This window comes from Trichocoleus desertorum AS-A10 (genome assembly GCF_039962155.1).
Lineage (GTDB): Bacteria > Cyanobacteriota > Cyanobacteriia > FACHB-46 > FACHB-46 > Trichocoleus.
In genome coordinates this window covers 1-15,831 of record NZ_JAMPKN010000061.1, presented here as the reverse complement: position 1 = coordinate 15,831, position 15,831 = coordinate 1, and the positions used below count along the sequence as shown (strand labels likewise).

At 49.5% G+C, this 15,831-nt stretch carries 10 protein-coding genes and 6 pseudogenes; 6 read left to right on the top strand and 10 right to left on the bottom strand.

The window, feature by feature from the left end; all coding sequences use genetic code 11:
* Positions 1-461: 461 nt before the first annotated feature.
* Genes NDA01_RS28615 through NDA01_RS28605 form a run of 3 tightly spaced genes read right to left on the bottom strand, consistent with a single transcriptional unit; the run spans position 462 to position 4,359 of the window.
* The gene (locus tag NDA01_RS28615; protein WP_348230687.1) at positions 462-1,820 is read right to left on the bottom strand and encodes an MFS transporter; all 1,359 of its coding nucleotides are present in this window, start codon (positions 1,818-1,820) and stop codon (positions 462-464) included.
* An 11-nt stretch (positions 1,821-1,831) separates the two neighbouring features.
* A complete protein-coding gene (locus NDA01_RS28610) occupies positions 1,832-2,668 on the bottom strand; it encodes a PEP/pyruvate-binding domain-containing protein (RefSeq protein WP_348230686.1) in 837 nt (278 codons plus the stop codon).
* Positions 2,665-4,359: a PEP-utilizing enzyme gene (locus NDA01_RS28605; RefSeq protein WP_348230685.1), complete on the bottom strand. Its 1,695-nt coding sequence runs from the start codon at positions 4,357-4,359 to the stop codon at positions 2,665-2,667. Before NDA01_RS28605 ends, NDA01_RS28610 begins: the two co-directional genes overlap by 4 nt.
* 315 nt (positions 4,360-4,674) lie before the next feature.
* On the opposite strand from NDA01_RS28605, the gene NDA01_RS28600 reads away from it, so the two are divergent.
* Positions 4,675-4,797 carry a hypothetical protein gene (locus NDA01_RS28600; protein WP_348230689.1) on the top strand — a complete coding sequence of 41 codons (123 nt, stop codon included), beginning with the start codon at positions 4,675-4,677 and terminating at the stop codon, positions 4,795-4,797.
* 65 nt (positions 4,798-4,862) lie between these two features.
* Here the strand turns inward: NDA01_RS28600 and NDA01_RS28595 are convergent.
* Positions 4,863-5,162 (bottom strand): annotated as a pseudogene (locus NDA01_RS28595) (ISAzo13-like element transposase-related protein); the annotation flags it as partial.
* A gap of 31 nt (positions 5,163-5,193) precedes the next feature.
* On the opposite strand from NDA01_RS28595, the pseudogene tnpA reads away from it, so the two are divergent.
* Positions 5,194-5,424 (top strand): annotated as a pseudogene (tnpA, locus tag NDA01_RS28590) (IS200/IS605 family transposase); the annotation flags it as partial.
* 27 nt (positions 5,425-5,451) lie between these two features.
* Here tnpA and NDA01_RS28585 read toward each other — a convergent pair.
* On the bottom strand, positions 5,452-6,672 hold the full coding sequence (locus NDA01_RS28585) for an ISAzo13 family transposase (RefSeq protein ID WP_348230688.1): 1,221 nt from the start codon (positions 6,670-6,672) through the stop codon (positions 5,452-5,454).
* 95 nt (positions 6,673-6,767) lie between these two features.
* On the opposite strand from NDA01_RS28585, the pseudogene NDA01_RS28580 reads away from it, so the two are divergent.
* Positions 6,768-6,983, top strand: a pseudogene (locus NDA01_RS28580) (transposase); the annotation flags it as partial.
* On the opposite strand, the pseudogene NDA01_RS28575 reads toward NDA01_RS28580, so the two are convergent.
* The 4 genes and pseudogenes from NDA01_RS28575 to NDA01_RS28560 all read right to left on the bottom strand — a co-directional run.
* Positions 6,922-7,314, bottom strand: a pseudogene (locus NDA01_RS28575) (ISAzo13-like element transposase-related protein); the annotation flags it as partial. The pseudogenes NDA01_RS28580 and NDA01_RS28575 sit on opposite strands and share 62 nt — an antisense overlap.
* 12 nt (positions 7,315-7,326) lie before the next feature.
* A complete protein-coding gene (locus NDA01_RS28570; protein WP_348230684.1) occupies positions 7,327-7,482 on the bottom strand; it encodes a hypothetical protein in 156 nt (51 codons plus the stop codon).
* Between the two features lie 66 nt (positions 7,483-7,548).
* Positions 7,549-7,710: a hypothetical protein gene (locus NDA01_RS28565; protein ID WP_190549464.1), complete on the bottom strand. Its 162-nt coding sequence runs from the start codon at positions 7,708-7,710 to the stop codon at positions 7,549-7,551.
* A 243-nt stretch (positions 7,711-7,953) separates the two neighbouring features.
* On the bottom strand, positions 7,954-11,742 hold the full coding sequence (locus NDA01_RS28560) for a helix-turn-helix domain-containing protein (RefSeq protein ID WP_488657388.1): 3,789 nt from the start codon (positions 11,740-11,742) through the stop codon (positions 7,954-7,956).
* A 452-nt stretch (positions 11,743-12,194) separates the two neighbouring features.
* Between NDA01_RS28560 and NDA01_RS28555 the strand changes: the two genes are divergently transcribed.
* From NDA01_RS28555 to NDA01_RS28545, 3 genes and pseudogenes are all read left to right on the top strand, one after another.
* The gene (locus NDA01_RS28555) at positions 12,195-13,361 is read left to right on the top strand and encodes a calcium-binding protein (RefSeq protein WP_348230682.1); all 1,167 of its coding nucleotides are present in this window, start codon (positions 12,195-12,197) and stop codon (positions 13,359-13,361) included.
* Positions 13,362-13,539: 178 nt separating this feature from the next.
* The gene (locus tag NDA01_RS28550) at positions 13,540-14,703 is read left to right on the top strand and encodes an acyl-CoA dehydrogenase family protein (RefSeq protein WP_348230681.1); all 1,164 of its coding nucleotides are present in this window, start codon (positions 13,540-13,542) and stop codon (positions 14,701-14,703) included.
* 410 nt (positions 14,704-15,113) lie between these two features.
* Positions 15,114-15,353, top strand: a pseudogene (locus NDA01_RS28545) (IS4/Tn5 family transposase DNA-binding protein); the annotation flags it as partial.
* Positions 15,354-15,366: 13 nt separating this feature from the next.
* Here NDA01_RS28545 and NDA01_RS28540 read toward each other — a convergent pair.
* Positions 15,367-15,831, bottom strand: a pseudogene (locus tag NDA01_RS28540) (IS1 family transposase); the annotation flags it as partial.

Here is a 15,831-nt window from a genome sequence, read left to right as displayed (position 1 = left end):
AAATGTTCTAGAAGGCTTGCAGCAGTTGATGGCATGGTCAGTTAGGAGTCTCTGGCTAAAACGCTCTAATCCAGTATCTCACCCACTCTCTTGCCCCAATTTAGATGCGTTTGTCCTGCCAATCTGCCTAAAGTTTCTACAAAGCGAGCATGGATAATCCCTGAACCAATGAACGTTGATTGCTCAAAGAAAGGCTACAGACTAGGCGGTACAAATCATTGCCTAGTCTGCATGGGCAGCGATCGCCCGAACCCTAGAACGCAGTTGGCTCTAGTGGAATCCCACCTATCAGGCTTAAAGGAAGTTGTTATCCTTCTCAAGAAGCGCTTCAATGCTCTATCTATTTAGTGCACATTCGGGCTGGTTCGGACATTGTGAATGATACCCGTTGTCATAAAAGCTACGGCTTTTCCCAAACCTACTTAATCAAACTTCACACCTCAAGCAACCAATAACTCCATCTAATGAGTTGAAGGGCGATCGCGTAGCGCCAAGCTCACTAGCACCGATAAGAGAGCAGTGCTGCCGACCATCCCAAAAACTAGGTGAAAGTTGCCACTAGAGCTAAGGATGCCTGCCAAAATGCTGGAACCGATAATGCTGCCGAGGTAACGACTGGTTGAAAACACCCCCGCTGCCACTCCAGCTTCTTCTGGTCTTAAGGATTCAATGGCAGAAGTTTGGAGTCCTGCCATCGAGGCACCCATGCCACTTCCCGCGATCGCTAAGCCAGGCAGAAGAAATAGCAGGGGAACTGCTTCCGCTTGGATGACGAGAGGCAGTAACCCCAGCGTAAACAAGGTTAAACCTGCGACAGTGGGTAAGCGGCGACCCCAGCGATCCGCTCCATAGCCACCAAGAGGAGCGCCTAAAATCATTAGACCAGAGAAAGCTGCCAGGACAAAGCCGATTTGCGAATCGGTCCACCCTGCGCGTTCTGAGAACAAGATGGGCAAGCTGAGCAGCGTCACATACATGGCTAAATTGCTGAGCGCGATCGCTCCATTAGCCGCAGCAAAGGCTCGTTTACGAAAAAAGCGGAGTTGAATAATCGGGTCGGGGTGCCTCGCTTCGTAGGTTAATAACGCGGCCAGTAAAGCGATCACACCTGCCACTGCCAATCCTGGAGCGATCGCCAAGCTACCCTGCCGCATCTGGGACAAAAGGCCAGCCAAACTTGCCAGCACGCCCGCCAGTAACAGTGAGCCACCCCAGTCAAACGGACGATTAGTTTTAGCTGGCTGGCGCTGAGGAATGGCCCACCAACCCAGAGCAAGTGCTGGCAAAATCAGCAAAAAATTTACAAAAAAGATGGCTTGCCAGCCCGCCAAGCTCATCAATACGCCACCTACTGGAGGCCCGATCGCGGCGGCTAAGGAAACCGCACTACTAATTAACCCGAAGCTGGTAGCGCGGCGATGATCGGGCACCACTTCTCGCACCAGCGCCACGCCATTGGGAATTGCGATCGCCCCTGAGATGGCCTGCAACAGACGAAACCCGATTAACAGTGGCAGATTGGGTGCCCAGGTAGCCGCTAACGAGGCACCGCCAAAGCAAACTAGTCCCCCCAAAATGAGATTCCGACGACCCCAGCGATCGCCTAACTTTCCAGCAATGGGCTGCAAGGTGGCCATCGCAATTAGGTAGCTAGTGACCAGCCAGCTTGCCTCTGCCAGATTGGTTTGCAACTCGGTGATCAAACGAGGCAAAGCCACCGCAATCATGGTTGAGTTTAAGGGTGCCAGCATGGAACTCAGCGCGATCGCAATTAACAGAGCGCGATCGCGCCAGACAGAGTTACGGTTCACATCATCCATGTCATCAAGGCTCAAGCAGGAGAAATTGAGATGCGGGTGACCGCACGGCACTGAAGTAAATACAGGGTTGACCCCGCAAAACACCATTCAATATCAAGGGGAGGCGGAAAGTGTTGCTCGCACTGAGCCGCGAGGTGATTGAGCTGCTCTAAATGCCACTCTTCTAAGCACAAAGCTCGCACCTGATCCGCTGCTACGGCGACCTCGTGCGTTTGTCCCTCAGCGCTTGGCTGAATCGCGATATCTTTCATGCCAGCCGTTTGTTCTAACACCTGGCCCTGCCGATCCAGGCGATAACGGTCGGGCGTTACCAGTCCAGAGACGATCGCTTCTCCTAGGCCCCAAGAGGCTTCAATCACCCGCTCGTCATTACCATTCATCGGGTTACGGGTAAACAACACCCCAGACTGCACAGCGGGAATAAATTGCTGCACCACGACCGCGACTTCGGGGGCTTGGGTAATGCCTAAGCGCTGCCGATAAGCTTGAGCAGCGGCACTTTGGCCTGACCGCCACACCTGCTTCACAGCCTCCACTAATCCAGTTTGAGAGCGAATATTTAGACAAGTCAGGTGTTGACCTGCAAAACTCGCCTGGCTAGAATCTTCTCCCACTGCCGACGATCGCACTGCCACTGCGCTTTCCAGTTGAGCAAAGGCTTGTAAAGCGAGATCAATTGCGGTTGAGTCTTGAGCGGTGATCGCGTTGACCAAGGAAGCTGGCAACACAAACCCTGGCGGCACTGGCAAACTCGCCCGGATCGCTGCGCCTAACTGAACCGCTTTGCCCCCACAGGTCGCCTCATCCAACGCTTCAACTAAATTGATCGGTGAATTCATTGGGGTCATGTCAGAATTTTTACCTCCCCAGAAGTGCCATCCACCCGGATACGGTTGCCATTGCGAATCACCTGTGTCGCTTCCATGCAGCCAACCACGGCTGGCAAACCATATTCACGGGCTACGATCGCGGCATGGGAAAGCAAACCGCCGCGATCGGTGACAATGCCTCCCAGCATCGGTAGCAACGCATTGTAGGAAGGAGCAGTCATGCGAGCCACGAGAATATCTCCTGCTTGCACCTGCGCCATATCTTCGAGGTCGAGCACCAGCCTGGCAGTCCCTTCATACTGCCCTGGGCTAGCAGCGACTCCCTGAATTGTCTGCGCTTCAGTCTGCTTCCCGGGTGCCACAAACATATGTCCTAGCATCAAGCCAATTGCACGGCTCAGCCGAGCCGCCGCAGGTGGCAACCAATCGTCCGGTGGTGGAGCGCTGGGAGGTAGACCGAGGTGAACTGGAGCATCGGTAATCGTTTTAGTTGTGCGGTAGTGGAAATATTCCGCCAACTCGCTGGCGGGAGGGCCTGCTTGACCGCTCAACAGGGCAATAAGTTCATCGTGGGTCAGTTCAACGGCGTGCTCTGGTTTTTCGAGCTTGCCCGCTGCGGTGAGGCGATCGCCTGCTGCTAAAATCGCTCTTCTGGCAATTCCAGTGGCCCAAGCATCATTGAGATAGCCGCGCTCATCTCGAATGCGGTAGGTTAAACGAGCTTCTGCCAGCAATTCATCAAATTCACTTCGATGCTGCTCCGGGACTACTATCCGCACCTGAGCGGTTTGCTCAGCCAAATCGTCTGTAGGGCTGTCATGCACTGATGTATTGACGGCGGAGCGAATGGTTTTTACCAACAGTTCTGGTGTATCGAGGGCAGACAAATCCCCCACATCATATCCAGTTAAAATTCGCAGCCCCACAACATCCAGATAAGCCTGGGTTGCTGCCCCTACGGCCCCTGGCAACGATCGTAGATGATGCAGAATATCAGCGGCAGGTTTTTGACTTGCTAGAAGCGCGATCGCTTCTGGCTTCTGGCGAATAGCTTTAGCGAGCTGCTCAATTTCCGCGATCGCCCCAGTCGAAACGGGTGTTGTTCCTTGCAACAGTTGCAGTAATTTTTGAGCAGGCAACCCAGTCCAGGTCTGAGCATGTGCTAGGAAATCTCCTAAAGGCACCATAGCGACCGGATTGAGCCGATGGTGATAGTAGATGGCTTCAGCCACCGCATCGCGACAAGCGTTGAGATGGGCAATTAAATCTTCCAGGGACAAATGGGCTGGATCAACTTTTTGCAGCTCCAAATAAGTGCGCGTTAGGGCCGGCTTCCAGGCTTCATCCCACAACTTCAGGTCTTCGCGCCACAGCTTTTGCTCAAATACCGCTTTAGCAGTTTGAATCCGCTGGCGCACTTGGGGATGGAGCCGAGTCATCAGTTTGAACAGCCATTTAGGAGGTAGCCCTTTCGCTTCTGGAGGTGCTCCAACCACACGAGAACAATTGTAAGCAAAGCCATTGATGGCAGCGTATTCCATGTAGTCCAGCAATAGCCCATATCTAGCGGTTCCCTCCCGGAAGCCTCGCTTAAAGGCAGCAGGAAAAACATCTATACTCCAGCGGGTCATCGGTCGGGACCAGTGGGTTGTCTCTAACACCCAAGAACCTGGACTCGGCGGCACAAAATTCTCTACATATACTGGCATATCAATCAGGCAGCTCGTAAAAGCGCTCAGTTCCCAACAACTTGTTCACTGAAGCTTCTCTAGCTTCTACAAATTTTCCGTATTTTTAATCTAAAGTTAACCTTTATTTAACTAAATGGGGCCCTAAATTGAAAGACTCCAGCACCTTTACACCCACTATATTTAGAAAGGGAGTAGAGAGAATGCAGGCGATCGGACGCTTGCTCTTGACTGCTTCCACCTCAAAGTTAGATAGTTGCGCCAGAAGTTAACACACAAGGATAAGGATTAGATGGCGATCGCTTTTTCGCTTCAGGTCCGTAACTGAGGCGTGCCATGGGAGTCGATATTGGTTACGACATGTGCGTGATCAAAATGCCTTTTGTGGCTGACCAACTACAAGGCAGGTTGCAACAGATTCGGCAGGACATTGAAGCTCTAAGGATCGGGATTAAATAAAACCGAGAATCATGATGTCTGTGGCTTAGCAGTGTAATTCCATTTGGGTAAAAGTACTCATCGAACACAATCTTCATCGTCTGCTTGGACGCCTCTGTGACTTTCCGCCCTGTTTGATAGGCTTTGTCCAAGACAGACGCAAACACGGTTAATCCAGTTTGTGTTGTTGCTTTTTCCATCAGGTCTTTAATCACTTCGATGCTCTCGAAAATAACACCTTGACAGGCTCGTGTGAGATGAAGAAATAAACGGTGTTCGATGGGGTTATATTTCGAGGTATAAGGAGGATAGTGAGCAATGCGAATCTCAATGTTGAGTTCGTTCACTAAGCGCTGTAGATCCTGCTTGAATCTCTGCGGGTACATTCCCTGCCGCTGTGCCGCGTAAGATGCCAGGATGAGCGAGTACATTCACAAAAGCCATAACGGTAACGTTTTGCTCTATCACTTGGTTTTTCCAGCAAAGTATCGACGGGCGGTGTTTGACGAGCAGGTCGATGCCGTTTTACGAGAGGTGTGTCTCGAAATCAAGAAGCGCTATGACGTTAAGTTTATCGAGATCGGCATCGACAAGAATCATGTGTATTTCTTGATTCAGTCAGTGCCCATATACAGTGTGACGAAGTTAGGAAGCGTGTAAAAATAAGTTGAGCAATTAAGCAACTTTTCTAGGGGTGATTTGATAGCTCCAATCTCCATGAAACCGCTTGCGCCGAATCGCAATCGCGTTAAATTCTTCATCCGTTACTTTAATGCCCGTTTTGTATCGCTTTTCATCGAGTTGAGCATGGACTTCTAAGCCTTGCTCTGTCGTGGTAGTCCCAATTAGGTTGATGATGACTTGCAAACTCGTCAAAGGTCTACCTCGCCAGTTTTGCGTGATATGACAGAACAGTCGATGCTCAATCTTGTTCCATTTGCTCGTACCTGGTGGGAAATGGCACAGGTGAACCGTTAAACCCATCTCATCAGCGAACTCTTGGAGTTTCAACTTCCACAAGCGATTGCGGTAGCCATTGCTGCCCCCACAATCTGCCGTGATTAATAAATGCTTACTACGCGGATAAAGCAGTTGCCCCATGTCTAACCACCAGTGGCGAATGGACTCAACGGCAAATTCAGCCGTGTCATGGTCAATGCCGACGCTCACCCAACCCTGGTTCAAAGCCAAGTCATAGATGCCATAGGGAATTGCTTTGCCCAATGTCTTGTCAGCAAAGTCATGGACATTGACCTCCACAGGCTCTCCCTTCGGTTCCCACTCTTGCCCAGGATGATGGAAGTTGCCCACCAGTTCCTTTTTCTTGGTATCGATTGAAATCACAGGACGATGCAACTGTTGAAACTGCTCAACCGTGGTTGCGATGTGCTCAAACTGGGCATCACGGTCGGGATGATCTTTGCCTTCGCGAGTTTTGCGATTGCTTTGCAAACTGTAGTCCATTGACTTGAGCAGGGTATACACGGTCTTAGCACTGACTTGATGTCCCTGTCTTTGAAGTTCCTGCGCTAATTTGTTCACACTTTTACAGGTCCACCGCAGAGCAGAAGTCGGGTCTCCTCGAGTCGTTGGTTCAACTAGGTCATCGAGACTCTTGATTAATGTCTCATCGTGCTCTTCAACTCGTTTACGTCCTCCTCCTGGTTTACGAATCGAACCTGTGACAATCGTTCCCTCAGTTGCTTCTAGAGTTCTTTGTCCCGATGTAATCGTATTGCGGCTCAGTCCTGTTGCCTTTGATAGTGCACTCACACCACCATGCCCCAAACTTCGTGCTTCAATTGCTGCCCAGACGCGTCGTGTTTGCTCATTCAAATAAGGAGCAAACGCCTCGTACTTGAAGCGAATTTGTTCAACAACTTCTGCTGCGATCATGCTGCTCATAACAACCCTACAGCTTCAAGCTTAGTTGCTCTGTTGAGGTAGGTCATGAAGTCAGAAAAAAGCTCAACTTATTTTTACAAGCTGCCTTAGTGACGATGCTCAAGAGCTGGACGGCACGAGAGGTATTCAAGCGGTGTCCCAGCATCAAGAAGCAGTTATGGGGTGGAGAGTTTTGGAGTGATGGTTACTTCGCGAGTACGATGGGCAAGCATGGGGATGAAGGGATGATCGCGAGGTGCGTCAAGGAGCAAGGGAATGAGTATCTGCAACTGCATCGAGATGAACAACTAGCCCTCTTTTGAGGCTGCTACCCCGCTGCTTGCGGCGGGGTAGCAGCCTCAAGTACTGCCGAGAACCGTTACTGCCGCCCCCATCGCACAGTAGTAAAATAGACGTTGCCGTGGGATAGTGATGTCGGCCCTGCTGGTTCCACCAATCGCGAATCGCATCACAAGCAAATTCACCGGTGTCATGACTGGTGCCAAGATGCAGGTAACCTGTGTTGAGCTTTAGGTCATACAAGCCATGAGGAATCGCAATGTCTGTTGCCAAGGAGGTCCAGTCATGGTCAAAGACTGCAATTGCGGCATCTTGGGTGTACACTCGTCCCGCCCGATAGAGTGACCCAATTAATTCTCTTTTTTTCTAGAGTGGCAAAGCTGACTGGAGGAATTTCTGCTCCAGAGCAGCCAAGTAGGTCGTTGGAGAGCGGCGAAAAAGCCGTTGTTGATGGCGCTTTTGTTGATGGCAATTGAGGTCAGCACGGACAGCATGCCAAGCGTCAATCGAAACGGTTGCCAAATCTATTGCTGTGAAGGAACGCAGTTGTGATGCGATAGCTTACAATTTGCACTGAGCTTCGAACCACTAAGGAAGCGGGATCAACTTTGCGCCCGGTGCAACGACGTTGGTGATGTCGCCAACGACCAAACGCTTCAATCTTCTCGCACCAAGCTTGTTTTGATGAGTGAGTTGAAGCAGTTGCTGACGTTCTTCAGGAGTGAGGGTGACCGTGTACTTTTCTGGCATGAGGAGGGGATTGCTGATTTTCAACCAGTTTCCCTGACTTCTCTCTACCTGTCAAAGTCATTGTGGTGAACTACTAGCTTATCTGCCCTATGCCTAATTTTAATTAGTATGAGGTACCTCACTCTCCGTGGAAATGAATATCATGAACTTTATAAGTTCCCTCAAGCATTAGCTCAAAACCCTGATCATTGGATATCGCTTCATGCAAGTGTTGAAGCTCCCTATGGAGCATTCACCTTGATGTTATTTCATCTCAACAGCCCCTAACACCCTTAGGGTCGTGTGCTGTGCTTCTGTTAACCCAGTTGCTCCAAAGATATTCATTCCTTCGCAGAGGCGATCGCTCTTCAAGACTCGTAGGCACTCACCAGACTTCACATCCCAGAGGCGAATCGTTTCATCGAAACTGCCACTGGCAAGTAGGGATCGCCCAGTCGCATCAGACCCAAACGCAACCGAAAAGATGATGCCTGTATGACCTTGCAAAACGTTTAAGCATTTTCCAGACTCTAGATCCCAGAGGCGAATTGTATTGTCGGCACTACCACTGGCGAGGAGCTGCGGGCTTTGGGATGAAGGGGGACGGAGGGCAAGCGATCGCACTGGTGCAGTATGACCATGTAAGCTTTGTAGACATTGACCTGTGGCAATCTCCCACTGCTTAATGCTGTTGTCACCACCGATGCCGATCAGCGTTTGTCCATCAGCACAAAATTCCACTTCAAATCCTAGTAAATCATGCTGATCAAAAACCTGCATACAGGTGCCTGTTTCCACCTGCCACAGTCGCACAATGCCATTCTTGGCGATACTGGCTAGCCAGCGTCCATCGGGACTAAAGGTGACGTGCCACACAGGAAAGGCATGTCCAACCAGCGTGTGTAGATGAGTCCCGGTATACAGATCCCAGAGTTTGACTGTAGCATCATTACTGGCACTCGCTAGAAGCTTTCCGTTTGGGCTGATGGCAGTACCAAAGATACAGTTGGTGTGGCAATATAACGTATTGACGCACTGTTGAGTTTGGGTATCCCAGAGCTTAATTGTGCCATCGGAACTGCCGCTGACAAAGATTTTGCCATCGCTACTAAACGTTACATCCCAGACCCAGTGGGTATGCTCGTTAAAGGTTTTCAGGCAGGTATTCTCTAAAGGGCTCCAGAGCCTAACCAGTAAATCTGTGGCGCTACTGCTGATAATGTGCTGACCGTCAGGGCTAAACGCAACAGACCAGATGCGGCTGAGGTGTCCCTGCCAGGTTTTCAACGCCTGCCCGGTGGTTACATCCCAAACTTTCTGGACACTGTTGGCGCTACCACTCAACAGGGTTTTGCCATCAGGATGAAAGGCGATCGCAGTCACACAGGCTCGATGTCCCAGCAATGTCCGAATCGGTTGCTCGGTTTGCAGATTCCACAGTCGAATCGTCTGATCTTGTCCAGCAGTCGCCAGCAGCAAACCATCCGGACTAAAGGACACTGACCAAACGAGGTCTGTATGTCCCTCAAAGCAGCTGAATTCTCCGGTTGCCAAATTCCATAGTCTCGCGGTTTTATCCCAACTGGCACTGGCAACCCACTGACCATTTGGGCTAAAGGAGACTGACAGCACAGTGTGGCGATGTCCTTCAAATTGACGCATTTCGCTGAAAGTTGAAAGATCCCAGAGCCGCACAGCACAATCGCCACTTCCACTCACCAGCCTTTTGCTATCAGGGCTGAAGGCAACCGAGTGAACAATGTCAGAATGTCCTTCCAGAAATGCCAGACAAATTCCCGTCTCGACATCCCACAGTTCCAACCATCCCTCTTCTTCCCCAATCGCCAGCCTTTTGCCATCGGGACTGAACTGCACTGTCCAACTCGTCTTGATGATCTGAAATGGTTCGCGCAATAGTTGTCCTGTTTGGACATCCCAAAGTTTGATCAGAGAGTCGTGAGGGCTGCCAGTAGCGATCGTTTGACCGTCAGGACTAAACGATAACCCCCAGGCAAACTCGTTGTGTGCTTGCCAACTCAGCTTTGGCTGCCCGGAAGCCGCATCCCATAGGTGAATCCTGCCGTCTGAATCGCAGCTTGCGATCAATCGACCATCAGGACTGTAGCCAACGTTTACAATACTGCTGAGCGTTTGAGCAAACACAGATCCAGTAAAATCACACTCGGTGAAATTAACTTGATGCAGTGGAGTCTCCGGAAGATACGCCTGCCAGATAGGTAGATGAGAAAAATCCCATCCACTCAGGTCAATATGGAGATAATTTAGCAAACTCAGCAGGTTGGCTGCTGCATATCCTGGATACATTTCAGGCGTGGTTTTTAGTTGTCGCAACTGCTGCTGGAGCTGTTGGCTGAGGACAGTGCTGGAACCAAACGCACTGGATAACTGAGTCGCGATCGGTTCCAGAATCAGCCGAGTTTGGCTCTCGCGAATATAGTCACTGGCGCTGGCTTTGGTGAGGGCGTAGTGACTCAGCAGATTAAAAGACTGTGTCCCCTTAAGTTCGGCAACGGCAGTTTCAATGATGTGTTCTGTGACATATTCCATCACCGCTGGCTGTTGAGTAAAACTAGAGGGAATGCGTTCAGATTTACCGTTCTGCCTTGCATCACCATTTTGCAAACTTTCCTGTTCAGTCCGCGTTCGTGCAGTCGTTTCGATGAGACATCGCCGCCCTAACCTTTCCAACACCTCCAACAATCGCGCCTTAGATACCTTAGGAATGATATCGGCATGAAGCTGATCAATCGTCGTCCCTTCTCGATTGATCGCCAACCAATTCATCACTTGCTGTTCTAACGCTGACAGACGTTCGATTTGCTCATCCAGCAAACGACGCAGCCCGTTAAAAACGATCGTGCCCTGTTCTAAAAATTCTGCAATATCGCCATTAAAAAGGTCACGAATGGATGTTGCGACAATCTTCAACGCCAGCGGATTACCCCGGTAATGTTCGATCAGCTTGTCGCGATCGCCAGCATCTCCTATTAACCCTTTAGTATCTAGAATGTTGTTAATGTCTGTTGGGGTGAGCCCGGTCAGTTGCAGCGATCGCACTGGCAGCGCATCGCCCTCTAGCGCTGCGACTTCTGAGGGCTTTTCTCGACTGGTCAACAGCAAACAACTTTGGTGTTCCGTTGCACCCACGCGTTGAAACAGTTCTCCATACGCCTCATAACCGGAGCGATAAGCGCCCACAACCTGTCCACTTTGGAGAATGGACTCCACATTGTCTAACACCAGCAAGCAGTGATTCTGCTTCAGGTATTGGATCAAGCGAGTGATTTGGGCTGAAGTGCCTTTTGGCAGGTCAATGTCTTGTTGGTGAGAGAGGAGCGGAATTAGGTCTTCAAGTAAATCGTCTAGGGGTGGAGCATCCCGCAGCGATCGCCAAATCACAAATTCGAAGGGAGAATCAGGCGTTTTTGCAGATGAGCCATCACTTTCCTCAGACCGACTCCTAGCAATTTTCTGAGCCAGTTTAATCGATAGAGAGGTTTTGCCAATGCCTCCCATGCCTAATAAACAAATCAAACGGCAGCGTAAAGCCTGGGGCATCCCATAAAGACTTTGTTTTTCAGGAAATTCACCTTTGATCCATTGCTGCAAAAGCTTTAGCTCTGGTTGACGACCATAAAAGGTAGAAACATCTGTGGCTTCGCCCCAATCAACACAGGGAAAAGCGGTGTCTACTTTGTGTTCACTGTTGCGTTTTTCAGATGCCTTATTTTTCGGCTCTCTAGTTTCTTCTGAAACTCTTTCATTCTCTCGCTGATAGTGATGCTCCAACGAAGCCCGGAAGTTGGTCTTACTGACCTCTTCACCGAGCCCATCAGAAAGTAATTGCCAGAGTTTCGGTCCCGCATATCGCTTCAAGTAACTGGCAGCGTAGTTAGTACTACTGGCAATTTCTTCGTAGGTTTGCCCCCGCCAAGAGCCACTTAAGATTGCAGTTTCAACCGGACTGAGTCGTCGTTTTACTTTTGTCAAAACAACTCTATTTGCGACCTCAAGTCCTTGCTCTGCGTCCATTTGTTACGAATCCAAGTGACGAGTGATTTTACCAGAGACCTGATTGACAAATTATATCGAGACATTTTACCTGCTGTAATTTCTGTACAAAGTTCTTCATCAGGCAACCTATGAACTTCTATCTATTGACGATTTATTCATCGTTCGGTATGGAAGCGCTTGATTGACAGAAGAGACGTAGATAAATGTTCATACCCTTTATATCCCTCATGCCGTCGGGTGAAGGGCTTTGAATCAGCAAAGAACTAAGGTCTAAATATCGAAAGCAACAACGCATCCACTCACTTCTTCATCTGTTGATGGCTGTAACTTCTACTATTGCGTTGTTTGTATTTCATTCAGTAGTTCTGCGTTTGCACTATGCACAAAGTTGTTCATCTTAGCGATCGCACACTTGATGTCTTTTCGATTGTTTTTCAACTCAAACCACAATTACTTCAAGAAAAATCAAAATGGCTAATATTACTGGAGATGACAAGCTCGGGGATAGACTTTACGGCGATCCCTATGGTTATGCTGAGAGCGATACCATTAGCGGATTAGGAGGAAATGACATCATTTATGGTGGCGGTGGCGTCGATTTCCTCGACGGTGGCGAGGGCGACGATTTCCTCGATGCTGGCTCTGGCAACAATCAGGGCCTCTATGGTGGCAACGGTAACGACACGATGTTGGGCGACGGTATCGAGTTCATGCAAGGTGGTCGCGGCGACGATCTTTACTATGTCAATAATGTATATGACACAGTTGTTGAGGAGCTTGATGAGGGGGTTGATGTTGTACGCGCTAGCATCAGCTATAGCTTGGCATCGGGCGGATACGTCGAAAAACTAGTTTTGGAGGGCAATGCCGCCATTAATGGTACGGGTAACAGTTTGGATAATGAACTCTATGGTAACGCCGCCGACAACCTCCTCTCGGGTGGCGATGGCAATGACGTGCTCCGAGGCGGCGATGGCAATGACGTGCTCCACGGTGACAACGGTGACGATCACCTGAATGGAGAGTCAGGTAGCAACCAATTGTTTGGAGGGAGTGGCAACGACGTTTACTATATCCAGAATGCAACGACTGCCGTATTTGAAGCTGCTTCAGGGGGAAATGATGGTGTGCGCTCCACCGTCAGCTATGCCTTGATAGCAAATGTCGAGCACTTAGCCCTGGATGGCTTCAATGCCATTAACGGGACAGGTAACGGCTTAAACAATAGTATCCACGGTAATGTTGCCAACAACTCCATCTCTGGCGGTGGTGGAAATGACTATTTAGCAGGTCTCGGAGGAAATGACATTCTAACAGGTGGATCAGGGCAAGATGGCTTTCTCATCACTGCTCCACACCAGGGAATTGACACAATCAAGGATTTTAGCGTTGTGGATGACAATATCTGTATTGACCGATCTGGCTTTGGGGCTGAATTGGCAGGAGGATTCATCACGGCTGATCAGTTTCGGATTGGGTCAAGTGCTAAAGATGGTAGCGATCGCTTTATCTACAACCAAGGCACTGGAGCTGTGTACTTCGACGCTGATGGCATTGGAGGAGTGTCTCAGATTCAGATTGCCAAAGTATCGACTGGACTAGCGATGACGAACCAAGACTTCTTTGTAGTAGGCTAGGCTCTTACGAATAGCTCAGTGGGGAACCATACTTCTCCACTAGCTACTCACTATTCGGAATTTAGAGAAGTCTTGCAACCACGATAAATCTAGATAATTAAACATTCTGCAATCGCTGATGAAGTTGGTGAGCAATTTGCAGAGATAGTCTGAACACATTGCGAAATTACTAGGAGACATGATGATGTCGGAACTACAGGCTACGACAACAATGCAGCAAAATGACATAGATTGGTTATCTTTGGCAGAATCTTTAGGAGAACAGTTTGCAGTTAGAGATACAGAAGCAGATGAGACTGATGTATTTGTTGCCGATAACATTACCAGATTGAAAACAACTGGATTGGTTGCCGCAGGTGTGCCGATCGAACTGGGCGGCGGTGGAGCCAGCTATACCGAGATGTGTGCTGTGTTACGGGTTTTAGGACGCTATTGCAGTTCAACTGCACTTGCTTTCGCTATGCATACCCATCAGGTAATGGTTCCAACCTGGCGATGGCATAATCAGAAAGCTCCTGTAGATGGATTGCTTAAACGGATCGCAACAGAGCAACTGGTGCTGCTCAGCAGCGGTGGCTCGGATTGGTTGCAGAGCAATGGCACAGCGATTAAAGTAGACGGCGGATTTCTAATTACGGCGCGCAAAGTATTCGCCAGTGGTGCGCCTGCTGCCAATTTATTGATGACCAGTGCGGTTTATCAAGACCCAGACATAGGACCTACGGTGTTACACTTTGCAGTTCCCATGCAAGCTCAGGGCGTTGTAATTGAACCAACTTGGCAAGCGATGGGAATGCGAGGAACCGGATCTCATGATGTTATCCTCTCAGATGTTTTTATCCCGGATGCAGCCATTGCCTTACGACGAGAACAAGGGAAATGGCATCCTATTTTCCATCTGATCTCAATGGTGGCATTTCCATTGGTTTACTCCGTTTATGTTGGAGTGGCAGAAGCAGCCCGCGATCGCGCCCTTCAACTGGCAATGAAACGCCGTACAGATGAACATCTTTGCTATCTGGTGGGAGGCTTAGATAACGAATTGACGGCTGCTAAGTTAGCCCTTCAGCACATGATTGCGATTGCTGAGGTGAGTCAACCCAGTTTTGAAACCACGAATCAAATCATGACAGGGCGGACACTTGTTGCCAAAGCCGTGTTGAACGTGGCGGATCTAGCGATGGAAGTTGCTGGGGGCAGTGCATTCTATCGCAAGTTAGGTCTGGAGAAATTGTTCCGAGATGCGCAGGGTGTTCGCTATCATCCCTTACGCGAGGGAGACCAACGCCGTTTAAGTGGGCAACTCGCCCTGAACTGGACGGTTGATCACATCAACTCATGACATAGGTTGCTTTTCGGCACTCGTCTTCTAGTTAGTGAAGCGCAGCATCCTGATAGTAGCGGCATGTCAACAATTTATTGCTATGCATTGTCAGATCTTTTTTTACAAGTAGGATAGTTCTAAAAAGGCTTACGTGAGATAGGGTTGAGCGATCGCCCTCTTTCCTGCTTCCCCTTTGAGCGATCGCAAATTTAAGGAAAGCACATGCTTTGTATGACAAACCATGACGGCCTTTTTCGTTCATGGAAGAGATGTTGAGATCGCTTCAAGAAACCCCTAATGCTGATAGAAAGCGGTTGAATGTCTTTAGTTGTAAGGGTTTGAGGCCAATTAGGGAGAGTGAGTTTTAACAAAAATTCGTACTTTTGAGAGCGATCGCTCTGGTGTTGGGTCTAAAAAACTGGCAGCAAATGGATAAAATGAAAGTTTTGTGCGGCATTTGTGTGGCAGTGTTGCTGCACTGGGCATCTGCAATGCATATGCAATCGAATTTTCGTCTTGCGTCCAGATTGTCAGTTGTAAGGCAGATGTTGCGCAGATGCTGCGAGGAGTGGGGAATGAATTGGGTCGCCGAGGAGTTATGGGATGTGGATTTAGGCGATGCACGGCGGAATCGGCGGTTAGTGAAGATCGTGGAAGACTTAGTAGCGCAGCCAGGTAGTCCTAAAAAGGTAAGGATGCATTGTAGTGGTGAACAAAGTACCAAACTGCACCAATATGATTATCCAGCTTCTTGGAAAACGATAACGTCTTCCTCACTAAGCGCGACACGCGTTGGCGCAAGGTGCAGTTGAAGCGCTCAATGTAACTCGTTTTGCCACTCTCCTTGCCGACACTTTGATGCCGCTTGCGGGGAAACACTTCATCGTAAGCAGACCAGAAATCTGTGTAAGAGACCGCACACTGGCGATAGACCCCTGGCAGAGCTTCCCATAATCCTTGCGCTCCTTCACGGCCACGATTGCCGACATAGACCCCAACAATTTCTCGAGTCTTGACATCTAGAGCCAACCAAATCCACTGCTTATTGCCTTTGCGGAGCACGAAAGACCACATCTCGTCACACTGGATCGTCAAGCGCCCCTTTTTTTAGCCCAGATATCCACCTGTCGGGGCACTGCTTGATAT